Raw genomic sequence first — 16,948 nt, forward strand, 5'->3', positions numbered from 1 at the left:
AGCATGACGGGAGCCCAGATGCCGACCTGCTCCCAGGTGGGCAGCAGACCGATGAGGCCGGTGGAGGCACCCATCACGGTCAGCGTCGTGATCAGCGTCGTGCGGCGGCCCAGGCGGTCACCGAGATGGCCGAAGATGAACGCGCCGACCGGGCGGGCGAGGAAGGCGACACCGAGGGTCGCGAAGGAGGCCAGGATGCCGACATTCGATCCCAGCTTCGGGAAGAAGATCGTCGAGAAGACGAGCGTGGCGGCTGTGGCGTAGATGAAGAAGTCGAACCACTCGACGGTGGTGCCGACGAGACTGGCGAGGAACGCGCGTTTTTGCTGCTTGGTTCCGAAGCTGGAAGCGGCGTGTGCGGTCATGGATGTGCCCTTTCGGCGGGACTTTCCTGTGGAGCGGGGGAATTTCCTTCTGTAGAGCTGGGGGTCGAACGTGGTGTGCGGTCAGAATTCCGCGTGCCCGCCCGAGAGGACACCGGTGTCGCCGATGCGTGCGTCGAAGTCGACGTTCGTGCCGGCGGCCTGTGCCCGGACGGTCAGCGTGGCGTCGGGCAGAACCGGCGCCGCGAAGCGGGCTCGGAGCTCCCGGAGTTCCCACGGCTGGGCTCCGGCGACCTCGGCGACGGTGCGCGCCGCGATGCCCAGCGTGCACAGGCCGTGCAGGATGGGTCGTTCGAAGCCGTAGCCCGAAGAGACCTCCGGGTCGATGTGGACGGGATGCAGATCGCCGGTGAGGCGGTACAGGGCCGGCAGGTTTGCGGCGATGTGGGAATCCTGCCGGAACGGAGCGGATTCGAGATCGATCCGCGGCGCGGAGGGTGCGCGTTCACCGCCCCAGCCGCCCGAGCCGGGCAGGTGGATCGAGTAGGTCGCGGTGAACTGCTCGCACTCGACGGCGATGTCGACGGTCGCCGCGGATCCCTTGTCCCAGACGTCGGCGACGCGGGCACGCATCTCGAGCTTGCCCGAGCGAGGGAAGGGCGCATGGACTGTCAGCTGCTGTGCCGCGTGGAGCGACTTCAGCCGGTCGTAGGCGCCGAGCTCGCCGGCTTCCTCGACCGCCCACAGGCCCAGACCCAGGCCGAAGGTCGGCAGCACGTGCAGATCCCGCTCGTAGACCAGCGGCAGCTGGTCCGGGCGCGCGCCGACGCACAGCGCGTAGAGGATCGCGTCGGATTCGTCGTACGAGACGACACGGCTACCGAGGTCGTAGCCCTTCAGGGAGGCAACTGCGTTCATGAGCTTTCCTTGGGGTGGAGAGGGTGTCAGGAGGCGGAGGCGCCGTGCCGCTCGGAGGCCGCGGCGACGGCCTCGTGTCGAGCGGTGCTGTCCATCAAGCGGATTCGAGTGGCCTGCCATGCGGCGTCGTCGTAGTCTCCGTCGTCGAGTCTGCGGAGCAGGTCCCGTGTCGTGGAGAAGGCGTCCTCCGGGAGACCGACGAGCCGCTCCGCAAGCGTCAGAGCGTGCTCGCGCGGATCCCCGTCCGCGGAATGGGTGGCCAGTCCGCTGCGTACCGCGTCGTCGGCGTCGAATCGTTCGGCGAGCACCAGCAGCCGGGTGACCGTCGTGCGGGGCAGCGTGGCGTGGACCCGGCGGATCGACGCCGGGTTGTACAGCAACCCGAGTTCGACGGCCGGGACCCGGAACCATGCTCGCGGGCCGACGATCCGGACGTCGCACGAGGTGGCGAGCTCGACACCGGCGCCGACGCATGCCCCGTCGACGACGGCGACGACGGGAACCGCGCTGTTGCGGATCGAGGCGCATGCGTCCTCGAGATCCCGGTCGTAGTCGAGGTCGGCGGAAGTGCCTGTCAGATCGGCGAAGTCCGCGCCCGCACAGAACACCCGTCCCGAACTCGTGAGGACCACGGCACGGATTCCGTCCGGCAGGTCGGTGAAGACCCGGCGGAGTTCGCGGAGAAGTTCCCGGGAGAGAGCGTTGCGCCGGTCCGGACGGTCGAGGACGATCTCGAGGACGCCCCCGTGGCGCCGGCAGTCGAGCCCGGCGGTCACGACACCGGCTCCGGGACCGGCCGGGACGCCCAGCGCTCGCGCACCGGAGCGTAGTCGAAACCGAGTGCCGACTCCAAGGACTCCGCGAGGTTCAGCAGGTCGGCGTCGCGGCCGCGAGCGGTGACCAGCTGGACACCGATCGGCAGTCCTTCCGAGGTCCCCGCGGGAAGCGAGATCGCAGGTGTTGCAGCGACATTGAACGGCGAGGTGAAGGGGAAGGCGCCCCACAACCAGTCCGCCTTCTCGCCGTCGATCGTCTTCGGCCGCTGTTCGTGGGGGAACGCAACGGTCGCGACCGTGGGGGTGAGGATCGCGTCGAAGTCGTGCAGGAAGCTGTCGACACGGCGGCGGAAATCACCCAGTGCCTCGCGTGCGAGGGCGACCTCGGCGCTGGTCAGCTGCTCCGCGGCGCGCAGGCTTGCGCGTTCGTACGGGGTGAGCAGTTCCGGACGTTCGAGCAGATGCGCCCGCTCGCGGAGTTCGTCGTCGAGCACGAGGGGCCCGAAGATCTCGTTCCAGCCGTGGATCGGGATGTCGGTCTCGACGACCTCGTGACCGAGATCCGACAGGATGGAGGCGGCGGCCTCGACCGTGCGGACGACGGCGGGATCGACGGGACGTCCGTCCGGACGTGGGCAGAAGGCGATCCGTCGGTTCGGTACCGAGGCACGGGCGAAACTCGTCTCGGCGAGGATCTCGGTCATGATGCGGGCGTCGTCCACCGTCCAGGCGAGCGGACCGGCCGTGACGAAGTCCGTCATCGCCCGGAAGCCGCGCTCGTCCGCACACAAACCGGTGGTCGGCTTGTATCCCACGAGGCCGCTGAAGGCCGCGGGGATCCGGATGGATCCGCCGCCGTCCGAACCGAGTCCGATCGTGGCGAGGCCGGCACCGACCGAGGCCGCCGCGCCGCCACTCGAACCGCCCGGGGTCCGCGTCGGATCCCACGGGTTGCCGGTCTCGGGACCGAGCAGGTTGTCGCTGGTGGCGGACTGGCAGAACTCGGGAACGCTCGTCTTGCCCGGCATCACGGAACCCGCTGCACGCAGGCGGGCGACGGCACCGGAATCCGACCGGGCGACGCGCCCGCGCTGGGTCAGCGATCCGAGGCCGGTCTCCGTGTCCGCGAGGTGGAAGGCGTCCTTGATGGATACCGGGACCCCGAGGAGCGGGGCGCGCTCCCCGCGGGAGTACCGATCGGCCGCGTCGGCCGCCTGGAAACGAGCCAGATCGGCCGTGACCGTCACGTAGGCGCGCACCTCCGGATCGAATCGCTCGATCCGGTCGAGGACCTCCTCGGTGACGTCGATGGGGTTCAGGTCACCACGCGCGTAGGCGTCGGTGAGCTCACGGATGGGCAGGTGCAGCGGGTTCTCAGCCATGCGGGTGCACCCCACCGCTGATGCCGTAGACCTCGCCGGTGACGTAACCGGCGTCGGGTCCGACCAGGAACGACACCAGCCCGGCGACGTCCTCGGGGCGGCCGACACGGCCGACGAGGGAGCGGTTCTCGGCGTAGCCGGAGAAGAACTCGTCCGGGTAGATCTTGCGGAGGAAGTCGTTGTAGATCAGGCCCGGGGTGATGGCGTTGACCCGGATGCCGTGCTTGCCGTTCTCGGCGGCGGCGACGCGGGTGAGGGCAAGGACACCGGCCTTGGCTGCGGAGTAGGCGGCGCCGTGCTCCGTGCTGGTCTCGTAGGCGGCGATCGAGCTGATGTTGACGATTGCGCCGGAGTTGTTCTTCTGCATCACCGGAAGCGCGTAGCGCATGGTGTAGAAGGTGCCGTTCAGGTCGACATCGAGGCAACGCTTCCAGGTCTCGGAGGACATCTCGGCGACGGGCTCGATCTTGCTCCAGCCGGCGTTGTTGACGAGAACGTCGAGGCGGCCCTTCTTCGCGGCGATCTCGGACACGACGGCCTCGACCCGGGCCTCGTCGGTGACGTCGAGGACGTAGCTGTCGAAGTCGCGTCCGTGCTCGCCGGCCAGCTTCGCGGCCAGTTCCTGGCTGCGGCGCTCGTGGACGTCGGTGATGACGACATCGAAACCGTCGGCGGCGAGGCGGGTGGCGATGGCGGCGCCGATTCCTGCGCCCGCGGCGGCGGTGACGAGGGCGGTGGGACGTTCTTGCATCATGGAGCCTTTCGGAAGGACGGTGTTCTGGAAGTGATTGATCGGTAGCGCTTCTCAGGGGAGAAGTCGGCGAAGCGTCTCGATCGACTGCTCGGGCTGGTCCACGAGCATCAGGTGGCCGGCACCGGTGATCTCGGAGTAGGTGGCGTGCTCGATCGCACCGAGGATGATGTCCGCGGCCTTCTTCGGGCAGAAGGTGTCGTGGTCGGCACCGACGATCGCGACCTCGGTCTCGCTCCCGATCCGGGCCAACTCGGGGGTGAGCGGCGACTCGACCAGTGCGGCCATGGCGGTGGAGGCGTTGATGTAACCCTGCGCCCCGCCGACGGCTTCGAGCCGGAAGTCCGTGACGGCGTCGAGGTCGGAGTCCGGGCTGTGCAGGGCAGCAGCGGTATCGGCGCGGAGGGCGGTGCGCTGCTCCTCGGCGTCGGTGCCGCGGAAGAGTTCGATGCGGCCGGCGTAGAAGCCTGCCGCTCCGCGGCCGACGACACTCGAGGTGCCCAGTGCGACGACCTTCGTCACGAGGTCGGGGCGCTCGGCCGCGGCGGAGAGGACGACGGTGCCGCCGAGAGAGAAGCCGACGCAGATCGCGGGACCGGTGACCTCTTCGAGGAAGGCGATCAGATCGTCGCGCAGCTGGGCGAGAGTGCCGGCGGGCGAGCCGACGGTGGTGCGTCCGTGCCCACGGAGGTCGTAGGCGTAGGTGGTCACCGGCAGTCCGGCTTCCTGGACGGCGCGCCAGCTGCGGTGATCTTCGGCGAGTCCGTGGATCAGCACGACCGCGGGGCCCTCACCGGCGCGGGTGTAGGTCACGTCGATGTCGCGGAGCGTGACGGTCTGCGTCGTGAGGTCGACGGTGCTGCTGGTCATATCTTCTCCTGACGAGATCAGTTCTCTGAGAACGTTCTTGCGGATCTTCCCGGCGGGGGTCTCCGGCATGGTGGGCAGAATGCGGATCGACTCCGGCCACAACCTCCGAGGCACGTCGCGATCCGCGAGCCATCCGACGAGTTCGTCGAAGGTCGGGGCGGCGCCGAGCGGCTGGATCACCGCGCAGATCCGTTCACCGAGTCGGTCGTCGGGGCCGCCGACGACGGCCACGCGCGCGACCTGCGGGTGCCCCGAGACGGCGTTCTCGATCTCGACGGGGGAGATGTTGACGCCGCCGCGGATGATGAGGTCCTTGAGACGTCCGGTCAGACGCAGGTAGCCGTTGTCGTCCACGATTCCGGTGTCGCCGGTGCGGAACCAGCCGTCGTTCGTGAACGACTCGCGGTAGAGCTGTTCCTGGCCGATGTAGCCGAGGAAGAGCGACGGGGTACGCATGACGATTTCACCGTCGGTCCCGCGCGGTGCGAGCGTGCCGTCCTCGCGGATCGTCTCGAGCGTCACGCCGGGCATCACCTTGCCACAGGTGTGCGCAACGAGCTCCGTGGAGTCGCCCGGCAGGCTCGAGGTCGCGCCGCCCTCGCTCATCGCCCAGATCGCCGCGATACGGGTGTCGGGCATCTGTTCCTGCGCCAGTTCGATGAGGCTCGGGGCGACGGGGGCGCCGCCGCACAGGAAGATCCGCATCCCGGCCAGCTTGGGTGCTGTGGAATCCCATTCGGTGTCGACGATGTCCTTGAGGAAAGGAGTTGCGGCCACGGTGATCTCGCAGCCGTACTTCTCGACGAGCTCGAGCGCCCGGCGGGGCTTCCAGGCATCCTGCAGGACGAGGGAGGCACCCGTCATCAGCGACATCCGGGCGCCGTGCCAGAAGCCCGTGCTGTGACCGAGCGGGGAGGGCATGAAGATCGGCCGTTCACCGGAGACCTCGTAGCGGTCGATGACCATCCGGTTATAGGCGCTCAGGCTCGCCTCGGAATGTGCGATCGCCTTCGACTTTCCGGTGGTGCTCGACGAGAACAGCACGTGGACCAGGTCGTCCGGATAGGCCGGGATCGTCACCGGTGCGCCGCCGAAGGTACGCCAGGTGCGGGTTCCGTCACCGTCGACGAGGAGGATCTTCACCTCGCGTCCGAGTTCTTCTGCCAGAACCTCGGATTCGGCGACGAAGTCGCGGCCGCGATGTTCGAGGGGAAGCACGACAACCTTCGCACCCACGAGGTTCGCGGTGTAGGCGATGGATCGGGGGTCGGTGGTCACCGGCAGGGTGCCGGCGATCATCCCGCGTCGCGCGACACCCAGATAGGACGTCATCCACTCGGTCCAGTTGGGCATGCAGACGATGGCGAGATCGCCTTCGCCCAGACCATGGACGGCAAGTTCCTGCTCGACCTCGCCGGCCAGCTCCCACAGTTCGGCGCGGGACAGGGCGTGTCCTCGGTCGTCGCAGACGGCGAGGGCGTGGGGATCGCGCTCGAGGTGGTCGAGGAAGAGTTCGAGGGGAGTCCGGGTGCCGGCGGTGTGGCCCTGCACGACGGTGGCGAGAGTGGTTGCGCGGGAATTCACGGGGGACTCCGTTTCGGTGGAAGCCGGATGAAGAAGCAAAAGAGGCGTCGCGGGAAGGGACGCGATGTCGATGAAACGATTCTGGAGTAGTAACGTGGCTCACGTCAAGAGAGTGACGTCGCTTTTTTGTTAACTCTGATGAACATTGTGTTGAACGGCTACGATGCCCGCAACGAAAGGAGGGACATGTCGCACCTGCCGAACACCACCAAGGGGCGCCGTACCCGCACCAAGCTGCTGGAAGCGGCGCGCTCGGTCTTTGCTCGCGACGGTTACGTCGGCGCCACCATGAGTGGCGTCGCGACGGAAGCCGGGATGTCGCTCGGGGGGTTGTACAGGTACTTCAGTGACAAGGAGGACCTGTTTGCGACGTTGATCGCCGACACGCACGACGATCTGTTCCGTGCCAGTGGTGCGACCGAGCACCGCATCGAGGACGATCCGTACCAGGCGCTGCTCGAAGCGAACACCGGTTACCTGTCTCACTACTACGAAAACCGCGACATCATGCGGACTCTCGTCGAGGCTGCGAGCGTCGACCCGCGTTTCCGCGAGATCTGGTGGTCGATGCGCAATCGGCACATCGACCGGTTCACCACCGTGCTCAAGGTGAAGTGTGGCATGGACACGGTCGGCGGTCTCGACGTGCGGGGCGTGGTCGAGGCCGCCGCGTGCATGGTGGAACAGTCCGCCTACGTCTGGTATGCCCAGGATGCTCTCCAGCGGTCTCCGATGCCGGTCGAGCAGGGAGCGCAGATCGTCACGCGCATCTGGCACCGCGCTTTCTTCGGATCCGGCAACTGACGAACTCTTCGTTCGGGCCGCGGGCTTCATGGCCCGCGGCCCGAAAGTCGTGCTTCCGAGAGGAATCGGTTACACGCGTTAACCGAGCGGCAACCCATCGCTGCGTTTCTTCGCATTATCGTGTGTTTCACGTCAGCGATCGACGTTTCGCCGCACAGCGCGCGTTCGCGCATTCCTTTCCGAGGAGTTCTCATGTCCGAGACCACGACCACAGCACCCGTTTTCCGGGTGACCTCCGGATTCTGGAAGACGCTCCCGCAGATGTCGCTCGACGAATTCCCGGGAACGAAGGGGTACATCGACGACGTCTATCCGAACCCCGACGGATCGGAGATGGCGGCGGGGTACTTCGCCCTCGAACCCACCGAGGCTCCGCTCGACTACATGTACGAGTACGACGAGATGAAGGTGGTTCTCGACGGCGAGTTCCGCCTCGAGAACCTCGACACCGGGCAGGTCGAGATCGCGCGAGCTCGCGATGCGATCTTCTTTCCCAAGGGATCTCGCATCCGCTTCACCACCCCCGAGGGCGCGCTCGCGTTCTACGTCGGCCACCGGTCCTTCGCGCCGTAGGTGATGCGATGAGCGTCTGTATGGATACCACCAGCGTGCCGAGATGGGAGGAAGAGCGGCGCATCGCAGAGGGCGGACGCTCGGTGACCATTCTGTCCTTCGGTGACGCCGCACTCGCGCAAGCGCGGAGTCTCGTGTCGTCCTTCGGAGGCCGTCGAGTCGGCTGGTTACGACTGCCGACCGTGTGGGGTGACACCGCGGCGGAGGTCCTCGAACGTCAACTGAGTGCCGCCCGGGTGGGGTGGCGACTGGTTCTCGTCGGGCCGGAGGCTGCAGTGCTGTCGGCGCGAGCGGCGGCCGTGGCCGGAGGACTTCTCGACGCCGAGATCCTCCCCGTTCCGATCGACGTGACGACGCGCAGCGTCTACTGCGCGCACTGTCACGCCACGCATCTCGCGGAGGTCGGGATCGGACAGTGCACGACATGTCCGACCTGTGCATCGGAACTGGTCGTCTACCACCATGTTTCGCGCCTGCACGGCGCCTATCTCGGCTACATGATCGATGCGGAGGAGCTCTGATGACGCTGATGTCGGATGCCTCGGCAGGGTATGCGCGTGCCGAGACGGACCTGTATCTGTCGGTCACCGACACGATCGAATTGTCTCCCACCGTCCGGCACGTTCGCCTGGCCGATCCGGGAGGTCGGTCGTTGCCGTCCTTCACTCCCGGCAGTCACGTCGTCGTCGCGTGCGGCACGGGACCCGACGGGCGAGCGCGGCGCAATTCCTATTCGCTGACCGGTCCCTCGTTCGAACCCGACCACTACGCGATCTCGGTGCGGCTCGAGGAATCCGGACGCGGCGGGTCGCGGTGGATCCAGGACCTGAGGGTCGGCGATCGTGTTTCGATCTCCACCCCGCGTAGCGCTTTCGCTCCGGTCCTCACGGCCCGGCACCACGTGCTCGTCGCGGGTGGCATCGGAGTCACCCCGATACTGTCCCACGTCCGCGCCGCCGTGCAGTGGGCGCGCTCGTTCGAGGTGCACTACGTTTTCCGCGACGGGGACGGCCCCCACCTCGAAGAACTGCGGAAACTCTGCGGGGACCGATTGCGGACCTACGATTCGAAGGATCGCTTCCGTGCCCACGTGGACTCCGTGCTGCTGGATCAGCCCATCGGGGCGCACATGTACGTCTGCGGCCCGTCCGGTCTCATCGACGACCTCGCAACGCGTGCCCGGGCCGCCGGATGGCCCGACGCGCGCGTCCACTACGAGCACTTCGGTGTCGGCGCGCTCGACCCGGGCGCGCCGTTCACCGCGCACCTGCGCCGCAGTGGTCTCGATGTCGTGGTCGACTCCGGCGTGAGCCTGCTCGAAGCACTCGAATCCGAAGGGATCGCGGTACCCAACCTCTGCCGGCAGGGCGTGTGTGGCGAATGCCGCCTGCCCGCTACCGGTGGTGGGATCGACCATCGCGACCTGTATCTCGGTGAGGCGGAGAAGGAAGTGGGGGATTGCCTGATGCCGTGTGTCTCCCGCGCGAGCGGAGAGAGATTGGAGTTGGATCTGTGAGTGCAACAATAGATTTCGCGATCCGTGACAGCGGCACCGATCTTCCGGATCGGATTGCACGTTTCCCGTTTCCGTTCGCCCGCGACACCTACCGCTACAGCACCAACCTCGAACCCGCCGGAAGCGTGGTGGAAACTGCTGCGGGCGGATGGGGCCGGCATCCCGTCGACATCGACGGCTGCTACCTCGACGACCTCGCCGAGCGTGAGCGCATTCTCGCTGCCGATCACACTCGCTTCCAATCCCTTCCGCACATGGAGATCGCGCAGTGGGACGCGATGGTCACGCTCATGCGGATGCTCACCGACGCCGACCCGCGCACGTTCGCGCTCGACCGTGACGGCGCGATCCTGCGCTGGAGCAACCGGGTGCTCGACGTCGAACAGGCCTTCGTCTTCGGTGAGCGGTCCACGCTTCCCGAGTCTCCGCTGCGCTTCATCGGCAGGCAGATCCAGGAGGACGTCGTGTTGCTCGACCAGCGCGAGGGAGCGCTGTGGGGTGACGCCGGCCTGGTGACCTTCGCGGCCGACTGGTCGCTGCGCTTCGACGTCGGCATGAGTTTTCTCCAGATCCACGGTCCGGTACCGCGTGTCCATGCCGAAGGGGTGATCCCGCGCGCCCAGCAGTTCCTCATGGGGCTGCAGCCGGGACAGTGCTACCGGCGCACCAACTGGTCGCTCAGCGTCGATCGCCGGCTCGACCAGTCCACCGAGACCTATCCCGAATGGGGCCGGGACCGGCGACTGCTCGCCGAGGGACCTCTCGAAGACGTGGGGCGGCGGCTGCACCTGCGCGTCGAGGTCCAGCACCTCGTGCGCCTCGGTACGTCCGGCGCGATCATGTTCCTCATCCGCACCTACCTGCTGTCGTTCGAGGACATCGCCCGGGTGCCCGAATGGGCCGACCGCCTCTACCGTGTGCTCGACGAACTGCCCGAGGACATGGCCGATTACAAGGGCATCACCCGCACCCGCGAGCCGGGTCTGAAGTGGCTGCGCGAATTCGGAGGTGTCCGCCCCTGACCGTCGTGCGCGTTTTCGGTAGCGGTGGCTACCGAAAACGCGCACGGGCACGGGCTATCCGGAGGACTTGGAGTGCTCGGACTTCACCTCCATGATCCGCATCTTCGGGATGGGGCCGTAGCTCAACGAGTCCGACATGTTCAGTTGCTTCGCCGCCGCCGCGGCATGGACGTTGGCCTTGGCCACGTGGGGATCGCCCTCGAGTTCGTACAGCGTGACCGACGGGCCACCGTCGGCGTCGGCAGGGCTCAGGCGCGTGGCGCCCACGAATCCGTCGAGCGCGACCACCTCGGGGATGTGGACCTCGTCGTACCACTTGTTGAACTCTTCCAGCCGCTCGGGGTGGGAGGGGTACGACTCGACGAGCAGGTAGTGCTTCATTGGTGTTCCTGTCTGTGAGAAGTTGTGTCGAACAAGGGATTCAGACGCGAACGACCCAGCCGCCGTCGATGTTGAGGGTGTGGCCGGTAACCCAGTCGCTTCCCGAGGACACGAGGTACAGCAGACCGGGGACGAGTTCCTCCGGTTCGCCGAAAGGGAACGGGATGGCGTGCTTGACCATTTCCTTGAGTTCCGGCGGTGATGCGATCGAACCGGCTTCGGTGTTGACCATTCCGGGTGCGATGGCGTTCACGCGAATTCCGAACGGTGCCAGCTCGCGGGCCAGCGACACGGTCATACTCACCAGCCCGAGCTTGGTGATGCCGTATGCCTGTGCGGCCATGAAGGCACCGCTCGAGGACTGGTTCACGATCTTGCCGTAGCCGCGTTCCTTCATGTACGGCACCACGGCGCGGGTGCACAGCAGCGGGCCCGTCAGGTTGACGCCGAGCGTGCGGTTCCAGAGGTCGAGCTCCATCGTGGTGAGCGTCCCCTCGCCGACGACTTCGGCCATCAGGCCCGCGTTGTTCACCAGGATGTCGACGGACCCGAAGTGTTCCGCCGCGGTTGCCGCCATCTCGGTCGTGCTCGCTTCGTCGCTGACGTCGACACGGACCGCGAGTGCGCGATGACCCGCGGCTGTCAGTTCCTCGGCGGCCGCGGTCGCGGAATCGAGGTTGACGTCTGCGAGAACCACCGCTGCCCCGGCTTCGGCGAGACCCCGGGAATAGGCCCGGCCGATCCCGCCTCCGGCGCCGGTGACGATCGCGACCTTGCCGGACAGCTGTGGGGTGTCTGTCATGGATGTTCCTTCTCGGTCGAAGCGGATCGGATGTCGAGTCCCGGAGGGCTCAGGGGTGCGCGAGCTCGTAGCGCCGGCGGTACTCCTCCTTGGACGTCTCGCTGATGTCCACATCGGTGGCCCGTGCTCGCAGTGCGCCGACGGTGGCCTGCTCGCGCGGGATGTGCGCGAACGGATCCCAGCCGAAGAACCGCGCGGCATTGGCGAAGGTGATCTTGTCGATCTCTTCGTCGGTGCACCGGGCGGCGTCCAGCTCGGCCTTCAGGATTTCCGGCGATCTCGGCCAGGTCGAATCGGAGTGGGGGTAGTCGCATTCCCATGCGATGGTGTCGATTCCCAGGCGGTGGCGGTTGTTCAGGCCACTCGGCTCGGTGATGTAGCAGGCCAGGAAGTTGTTCCGCCAGACCTCCGTAGGGGACATGTTGTCGGGCAGGAAGCTCACTCCGGTCCAGGACTGGTTGACGATGTGGCGTTCGAGCCGGTCGAGCCACGGCGCGACCCACGATGTGCAGGCTGAGGACGATGCCGTGCTCGACGCACGCCCGGAAGATCGGATCCCAGTAGCCGGACTTGAAGTCGGGGAATCCCTCGCCGACGCCGTAGGGGGTTTCGGGAATGCTGATCGAGCGGCATCCCATCGCGGCGATGCGGTGGATTTCGGCGACCGACTCGTCCACGTCGAAGAACGGGATGATGCCGATCGGGATGAACCGTCCGGGATGGGCGTCGGGGACCTCGCCGACGACCCAGTCGTTGAAGGCCTTGCACGCGGCGAGGGACAGCTTCTTGTCGGGCAGGCTCGCGAGATGGGTGCCGGCGAAGCCGGGGAAGGTCGCGAACAGGGTTGCGGCGAGGGTGCCGTTGGCGTCCATGTCGCGCACCCGCAGATCCATGTCGTAGACGGCGGGTCGCATCTCGGCGTAGCCCGTGGGATCCATGCCCCATTCGTGTTTGGGCCACGAGACCACGGCGTTGAGGCCGGAACTGCCGACAATCGTGCCCTGGAACTGCCATGCCTGCACGTTGGGGTTGCGCGGGTTGGCCGTGAGTTTGGGCGCCTGGTCGATCAGGCTCTTGGGGAAGTGCTTCTCGAAGATGTCAGCGGGTTCGACCACGTGGTCGTCGATGCTGATCATCACCATGTCGTCGATGTTCATCGAAGTCCTGATCAGGTCGGGGAGTGACGCCGTCCGTCGGGCGTCGGCGGCGCTCATCTCCGTGCGGTCACCGGCGCAGCGAGTCCCTGTTCGTCGACCGTCTTCTGGATCGCGGCGAGGGTCTCGTCGAGTCCGGCGCCGAGCCGGGGGCCGGGTGTGAAGGTGGCCGGAAGCCGACGCATGCCCTGGATGACACCGATGGAGTCGTAGTGGATCGTGCCTTCGGGGTCGCACCGGAAATCCGGCGTGCGGTCGAGCACCGCGACCAGCATCCGCTTGAACATCTTGCGGGCCAGGTTGGATCCGATGCAGCGATGGACGCCGAGCCCGAAGCTGAAGTGCCGGTTGCCCTTACGCTCGAGGTCGATCTCGTCGGGGTCGGTGAACAGTGCCGGATCCCGGTTCGCCATCGCCCAGGACAGCCAGACACGTTCGCCCTCCTTGAACTGCACGCCGTCGAGTTCGACGTCTGCTGAGAACGTGCGGCCGTCCCCGGCCGACGGGCAGAAGTAGCGCAGGAACTCCTCGGTGGCCGAATCGAGGAGGGTGTCTCGTTCGGCGCTGAGGATTTCGCGCTGGTCGGGATTCTGGGAGAGCCATTCGAGCGCATGCGAGGTCAGGGCGGTCGTCGTATCGAAGCCACCACCGATGAGGAGGCTGAGAACGCCGAGCAGTTCGAGGTCGTCGGGCTTCTCGCCGTCGATCGTGGCCCTTGCGATCGCGTCCACCATGCCGGGGCGGGGGTTCTCACGGATCTCGTGGAGGCTGGAGAGGAGATCCAAACCCATGATGCGGTGCAGTTCGGCCACCCGATGGACGTCGGGTGAGTCCGGGGGTGTGTACATCGCGGCGTGGACGGGTTCGCAGTACACCTTCCATTTGGCGACCGGTATGCCCAGCATGGCCAGCGTGATCACCGCCGGGACGATGTTGACGAGGTCGTCGATGAAATCGATCCTGCCCGTTTCGATCTTCTCGTCGAGGCACGCGCGGATCACCTCGTCGATGAGCGGAACCCACTTCTCGACGGCCGCGGGGGACAAGTACGGATTGAGCACGGCCCGGAACTCGCGATGTTCGGGGTCGTCCATCTCCAGGATCCCGCCGCGGACTCCCGATGCCCTGACGGCGGTCGGGATCATGATGCCCTTGTATCCGCGGCGAACCCCCTTGATGTCGTGATCGTTCGAGATGGAGGCTGAGCGTGCGAGGGTGAACACCGCCTCGCCACCTGCGGCAACCCAGTGGCCACCGTGTGTGTCGGACCAGGCCACGGGGCACTTGGAGTGCATCTCCCTGGTGATCTCCGAGAAGTTGTCGCGGTAGTCCGGTGCGTGCCTGTCGAACTGGAATACGGGTGTTCGGTGATCGGTCTCGATGACGGCCTCGTCAGCGCTCACGGCATTGCCCTCTCTAGCGTCCGGTGGTGGATGGTGTTGCGGCCCAGCGGGTCACAGGGCGGAGATCGCCTGTTCGGGGCAGCTGCGCACAGCTTCCCGCGCCGAGTCGGCCAGGTGAGCGGGAACGTCGGCGTCGACGGCTGTCGCGTGGCCGTCGATATCGCTCAATTCGAACAGCGTCGGGGCGGCCATGGCGCACAGTGTGTGTCCCTGGCAGCGTTTCGGATCCACTTCGACTTTCACCGCTGTCCTCCGTATCTTCGAGTTGTCTTCTCACGCAACATGTTCAAAGCGCATTGGTGAATGAACGCCGTCGTCCCGACCGGGCGTGGACGCGGAACTCGCCAGGGGAAGATTACCGGTCTCAGAAACGAGAACCCCCTTCTGTCACGGCAGAATCGTATTCTGAGAGGGTGCTGTGTGCAAGGGGGAATGCAGGGCCTGAACGACAAAATCCGCTCGGCTGCCAGTCATCCGCTGCGACGATTGCAGGGAAGGATGACTGGCGGCCGAGCGGATGTGGTCCGCGAAGCGGGTGGTGCGACGACTACTTGCCGAGGTCGTCGATCAGGGAAGGTCCGGGACGGGCTACGCGCCCTGCCACACGGTGTCGAACGGGGTGTTCGCCGACACCCGGCCCTTGATGCCGCGGGTGACGAGCTCCTTCGCGATCTGGACGGCCTGGACGACGTCGGTGCCCTTCGCGAGTTCGGCGGTGATCGCCGCGGCGAGGGTGCAGCCTGCGCCGGAGACGCGCTCGTTGCCGATCTTCGGTGCCGTGAGCAGCGTGACGTCGGTGCCGTCGAACAGCACGTCGACCGCGTCGTCGCCGTCGAGCTCGACACCGCCCTTGGCGATGACGTACTGCGGGCCCTGGTCGTGGATGCGCCGCGCGGCCTCGATCAGGTCGTCGACGGACGCGATGCTGTCCATGCCGGAGAGGGTTCGGGCCTCGAAGAGATTGGGGGTCACGACAGTCGCGTACGGCAGGATCTGGGTGCGCAGCGCGTTGTCGGTGTCGAGGGCGGCGCCGGGTTCCTGACCCTTGCAGATCAGGACCGGGTCGAGCACCACGTGCCGCCAGGACTGCCGGCCCAGCGCCTCGGCGACCACGTCGATCGTCGCGGGCGTGCCGAGCATGCCGATCTTCACGACGTCGAGGTTGTGCGCGGCGGTCGCGGCCTGGATCTGGTCGGCGATGACCTGCGGATCGATCGGCACGAACCGGTGTCCCCAGTTGTTCTCCGGGTCGAACGAGACGATGCACGTCGTGGTGCCGAGGCCGTACACCCCCAGCTGCTGGAAGGTCTTCAGGTCCGCCTGCAGGCCGGCGCCACCGGTCGCTTCCGAACCGGCGATGACGAAGGCGAGGTCGACCACAGCAGTGTTCTCCGTTCGAGGTGGGGATGATCGGCAACCAGATTACAACCGGCCGCCACGCCACTTTCCGCACACCCGCCCCGCAGAGTCCCGGAACTGCACGGGTCGCGGCACTACTGTGTGCGCCATGACGGCGTTCGACGACCTCGACGACTACCTTGCCCTTCCCCGCGTCACAACTCTCGCGTTGTCTCCGGACGGCACGCGCGTGGTGATCGCACAGTCCACACTCGACGAGAAGTCCACCGCCTATGTCGGCGCGCTGTGGGAACTCGATCCTCAGGGGCAGAACCCGGCGCGCAGGCTCACCCACGGTGCGAAGGGCGAATCGAACCCGGTCTTCACCGCGTCGGGCGACCTGCTGTTCACCGCCGCGCGCGGTGGCGACGACGATCCGGCGTCGCTGTGGCGGCTGCCCGCCGGCGGGGGAGAAGCGGAGCAGATCGCGCAGCGCGCGGGCGGAATCTCCGCGGTGCGCACGGCAACCCGCGCCGATCGCATCGTCGTGACCGCGAACGTGCTGGGCCACTCCGACAGTGACGACGAGCGCATCCGTTCGGCCCGCAAGGACGCCAAGGTCTCCGCCGTCCTGCACACCGGCTATCCCGTCCGCTACTGGGACGCCGACCTCGGCCCGGACCGCCCGCACCTGCTCTCGGTCGGCACCGAGAAGACCCTCGCCGACCTGACGCCCGGCATCCGCGGCTCGCTGCGCAACGCCGACCTCGACATCGCCGCCGACGGCAGCTTCGCCGTCACCACGTGGTCGATACCCGGCCCGCTCGCATCGCGCCGCAGCACGCTCGTGCGCGTCGATCTCGAAACCGGCCTGCGCACCTCGATCGTCGACGACGAGGACGCCGAGTCCACCGCGCCCCGGATCTCCCCGGACGGCACCCGCCTGGCGTACCTGCACCAGACCGTCACCACTCCCGAGGATCCGCCGCGGATCACGTTGCGGGTGTGCGACATTGCCACCAAGGAGACGGTGGACACGACCGTCGGCTGGGACCGCTGGCCCACATCGTCGGCGTGGCTGCCGGACGGCTCGGGTCTGCTGCTCACCGCCGACGACCACGGCCGCGCACCGATTTTCGCGTTCACGCTCGGCACCGACGTGCCCGTCCCGCTCACCACCGACGACGCCGCCTACACCGACGTGAAGGTCGCGCCGGACGGCCGGTTCGCGTATGCGCTGCGCGCGTCCTACGAGGCACCCCCGGATCCCGTGCGGATCGCCCTGACCGGCGACGACCGCGGCACCGTCGTGCCGTTGCGGGCGCCGAGCGAGTTGCCGGAGCTTCCCGGA

Annotated in this window: 16 protein-coding genes and 2 pseudogenes; 6 read left to right on the forward strand and 12 right to left on the reverse strand. The window is 67.1% G+C overall.

Translation table 11 applies throughout. The features are described from left to right. From I0Q12_RS00655 to I0Q12_RS00680, 6 genes are all read right to left on the reverse strand, one after another. Nucleotides 1–365 (reverse strand): MFS transporter (locus I0Q12_RS00655; protein ID WP_197250119.1); only part of this gene is annotated, 365 nt, incomplete at its 3' end. A gap of 81 nt (nucleotides 366–446) precedes the next feature. Next, the gene (locus tag I0Q12_RS00660) at nucleotides 447–1,241 is read right to left on the reverse strand and encodes a MaoC/PaaZ C-terminal domain-containing protein (protein WP_197250120.1); all 795 of its coding nucleotides are present in this window, start codon (nucleotides 1,239–1,241) and stop codon (nucleotides 447–449) included. Nucleotides 1,242–1,267: 26 nt separating this feature from the next. Further along, nucleotides 1,268–2,017 carry an enoyl-CoA hydratase/isomerase family protein gene (locus I0Q12_RS00665; protein ID WP_197250121.1) on the reverse strand — a complete coding sequence of 250 codons (750 nt, stop codon included), beginning with the start codon at nucleotides 2,015–2,017 and terminating at the stop codon, nucleotides 1,268–1,270. After that, nucleotides 2,014–3,399 carry an amidase gene (locus I0Q12_RS00670; protein ID WP_197250122.1) on the reverse strand — a complete coding sequence of 462 codons (1,386 nt, stop codon included), beginning with the start codon at nucleotides 3,397–3,399 and terminating at the stop codon, nucleotides 2,014–2,016. The genes I0Q12_RS00665 and I0Q12_RS00670 overlap by 4 nt, the downstream gene beginning before the upstream one ends. Further along, on the reverse strand, nucleotides 3,392–4,153 hold the full coding sequence (locus I0Q12_RS00675; RefSeq protein WP_197250123.1) for an SDR family NAD(P)-dependent oxidoreductase: 762 nt from the start codon (nucleotides 4,151–4,153) through the stop codon (nucleotides 3,392–3,394). Before I0Q12_RS00675 ends, I0Q12_RS00670 begins: the two co-directional genes overlap by 8 nt. A 51-nt stretch (nucleotides 4,154–4,204) precedes the next feature. Next, nucleotides 4,205–6,604, reverse strand: a complete 2,400-nt coding sequence (locus I0Q12_RS00680) for an alpha/beta fold hydrolase (RefSeq protein WP_197250124.1) — start codon at nucleotides 6,602–6,604, stop codon at nucleotides 4,205–4,207. Between the two features lie 138 nt (nucleotides 6,605–6,742). On the opposite strand from I0Q12_RS00680, the gene I0Q12_RS00685 reads away from it, so the two are divergent. The 5 genes from I0Q12_RS00685 to I0Q12_RS00705 all read left to right on the forward strand — a co-directional run bounded on the left by I0Q12_RS00685 (nucleotide 6,743) and on the right by I0Q12_RS00705 (nucleotide 10,519). Continuing rightward, the gene (locus I0Q12_RS00685) at nucleotides 6,743–7,408 is read left to right on the forward strand and encodes a TetR/AcrR family transcriptional regulator (protein WP_231609776.1); all 666 of its coding nucleotides are present in this window, start codon (nucleotides 6,743–6,745) and stop codon (nucleotides 7,406–7,408) included. Nucleotides 7,409–7,600: 192 nt separating this feature from the next. After that, nucleotides 7,601–7,981, forward strand: a complete 381-nt coding sequence (locus I0Q12_RS00690; RefSeq protein WP_197250125.1) for an ethanolamine utilization protein — start codon at nucleotides 7,601–7,603, stop codon at nucleotides 7,979–7,981. A gap of 20 nt (nucleotides 7,982–8,001) precedes the next feature. Further along, on the forward strand, nucleotides 8,002–8,502 hold the full coding sequence (locus I0Q12_RS00695; protein ID WP_197250126.1) for a dimethylamine monooxygenase subunit DmmA family protein: 501 nt from the start codon (nucleotides 8,002–8,004) through the stop codon (nucleotides 8,500–8,502). Continuing rightward, complete coding sequence (locus I0Q12_RS00700) at nucleotides 8,502–9,497, forward strand: PDR/VanB family oxidoreductase (RefSeq protein ID WP_197250127.1); 996 nt, start codon at nucleotides 8,502–8,504, stop codon at nucleotides 9,495–9,497. The genes I0Q12_RS00695 and I0Q12_RS00700 overlap by 1 nt, the downstream gene beginning before the upstream one ends. Beyond that, nucleotides 9,494–10,519: a DUF3445 domain-containing protein gene (locus I0Q12_RS00705; protein ID WP_248673552.1), complete on the forward strand. Its 1,026-nt coding sequence runs from the start codon at nucleotides 9,494–9,496 to the stop codon at nucleotides 10,517–10,519. Before I0Q12_RS00700 ends, I0Q12_RS00705 begins: the two co-directional genes overlap by 4 nt. Nucleotides 10,520–10,573: 54 nt before the next feature. Here the strand turns inward: I0Q12_RS00705 and I0Q12_RS00710 are convergent, their stop codons facing one another. The 6 genes and pseudogenes from I0Q12_RS00710 to thiD all read right to left on the reverse strand — a co-directional run bounded on the left by I0Q12_RS00710 (nucleotide 10,574) and on the right by thiD (nucleotide 15,639). Continuing rightward, on the reverse strand, nucleotides 10,574–10,900 hold the full coding sequence (locus I0Q12_RS00710) for a DUF4286 family protein (RefSeq protein WP_197250128.1): 327 nt from the start codon (nucleotides 10,898–10,900) through the stop codon (nucleotides 10,574–10,576). A gap of 40 nt (nucleotides 10,901–10,940) precedes the next feature. Continuing rightward, nucleotides 10,941–11,702 (reverse strand): SDR family oxidoreductase, encoded by a 762-nt coding sequence (locus tag I0Q12_RS00715; protein WP_197250129.1) that lies wholly within the window; start codon nucleotides 11,700–11,702, stop codon nucleotides 10,941–10,943. Nucleotides 11,703–11,751: 49 nt separating this feature from the next. Beyond that, nucleotides 11,752–12,916: pseudogene (locus I0Q12_RS00720) on the reverse strand (amidohydrolase family protein). Continuing rightward, nucleotides 12,913–14,259: a cytochrome P450 gene (locus I0Q12_RS00725; protein WP_197250130.1), complete on the reverse strand. Its 1,347-nt coding sequence runs from the start codon at nucleotides 14,257–14,259 to the stop codon at nucleotides 12,913–12,915. Before I0Q12_RS00725 ends, I0Q12_RS00720 begins: the two are co-directional and overlap by 4 nt. Before the next feature lie 51 nt (nucleotides 14,260–14,310). After that, nucleotides 14,311–14,502 (reverse strand): ferredoxin, encoded by a 192-nt coding sequence (locus I0Q12_RS00730; RefSeq protein WP_197250131.1) that lies wholly within the window; start codon nucleotides 14,500–14,502, stop codon nucleotides 14,311–14,313. Between the two features lie 345 nt (nucleotides 14,503–14,847). Further along, nucleotides 14,848–15,639 (reverse strand): bifunctional hydroxymethylpyrimidine kinase/phosphomethylpyrimidine kinase, encoded by a 792-nt coding sequence (thiD, locus tag I0Q12_RS00735; protein ID WP_197250132.1) that lies wholly within the window; start codon nucleotides 15,637–15,639, stop codon nucleotides 14,848–14,850. A gap of 127 nt (nucleotides 15,640–15,766) precedes the next feature. Between thiD and I0Q12_RS00740 the strand changes: the two are divergent. After that, nucleotides 15,767–16,948: pseudogene (locus I0Q12_RS00740) on the forward strand (PD40 domain-containing protein); the annotation flags it as partial.

The sequence above is a fragment of the Rhodococcus sp. CX genome (genome assembly GCF_015865005.1).
Lineage (GTDB): Bacteria > Actinomycetota > Actinomycetes > Mycobacteriales > Mycobacteriaceae > Rhodococcus.

Bases quoted from the DNA above. Each gene is read 5' to 3' on its own strand.
- I0Q12_RS00660 (WP_197250120.1), bottom strand. From the start codon at position 1,241: ATGAACGCAGTTGCCTCCCTGAAGGGCTACGACCTCGGTAGCCGTGTC.
- I0Q12_RS00670 (WP_197250122.1), bottom strand. From the start codon at position 3,399: ATGGCTGAGAACCCGCTGCACCTGCCCATCCGTGAGCTCACCGACGCC.
- I0Q12_RS00675 (WP_197250123.1), bottom strand. From the start codon at position 4,153: ATGATGCAAGAACGTCCCACCGCCCTCGTCACCGCCGCCGCGGGCGCA.
- I0Q12_RS00685 (WP_231609776.1), top strand. From the start codon at position 6,743: ATGAACATTGTGTTGAACGGCTACGATGCCCGCAACGAAAGGAGGGAC.
- I0Q12_RS00690 (WP_197250125.1), top strand. From the start codon at position 7,601: ATGTCCGAGACCACGACCACAGCACCCGTTTTCCGGGTGACCTCCGGA.
- I0Q12_RS00695 (WP_197250126.1), top strand. From the start codon at position 8,002: ATGGATACCACCAGCGTGCCGAGATGGGAGGAAGAGCGGCGCATCGCA.
- I0Q12_RS00700 (WP_197250127.1), top strand. From the start codon at position 8,502: ATGACGCTGATGTCGGATGCCTCGGCAGGGTATGCGCGTGCCGAGACG.
- I0Q12_RS00710 (WP_197250128.1), bottom strand. From the start codon at position 10,900: ATGAAGCACTACCTGCTCGTCGAGTCGTACCCCTCCCACCCCGAGCGG.
- I0Q12_RS00715 (WP_197250129.1), bottom strand. From the start codon at position 11,702: ATGACAGACACCCCACAGCTGTCCGGCAAGGTCGCGATCGTCACCGGC.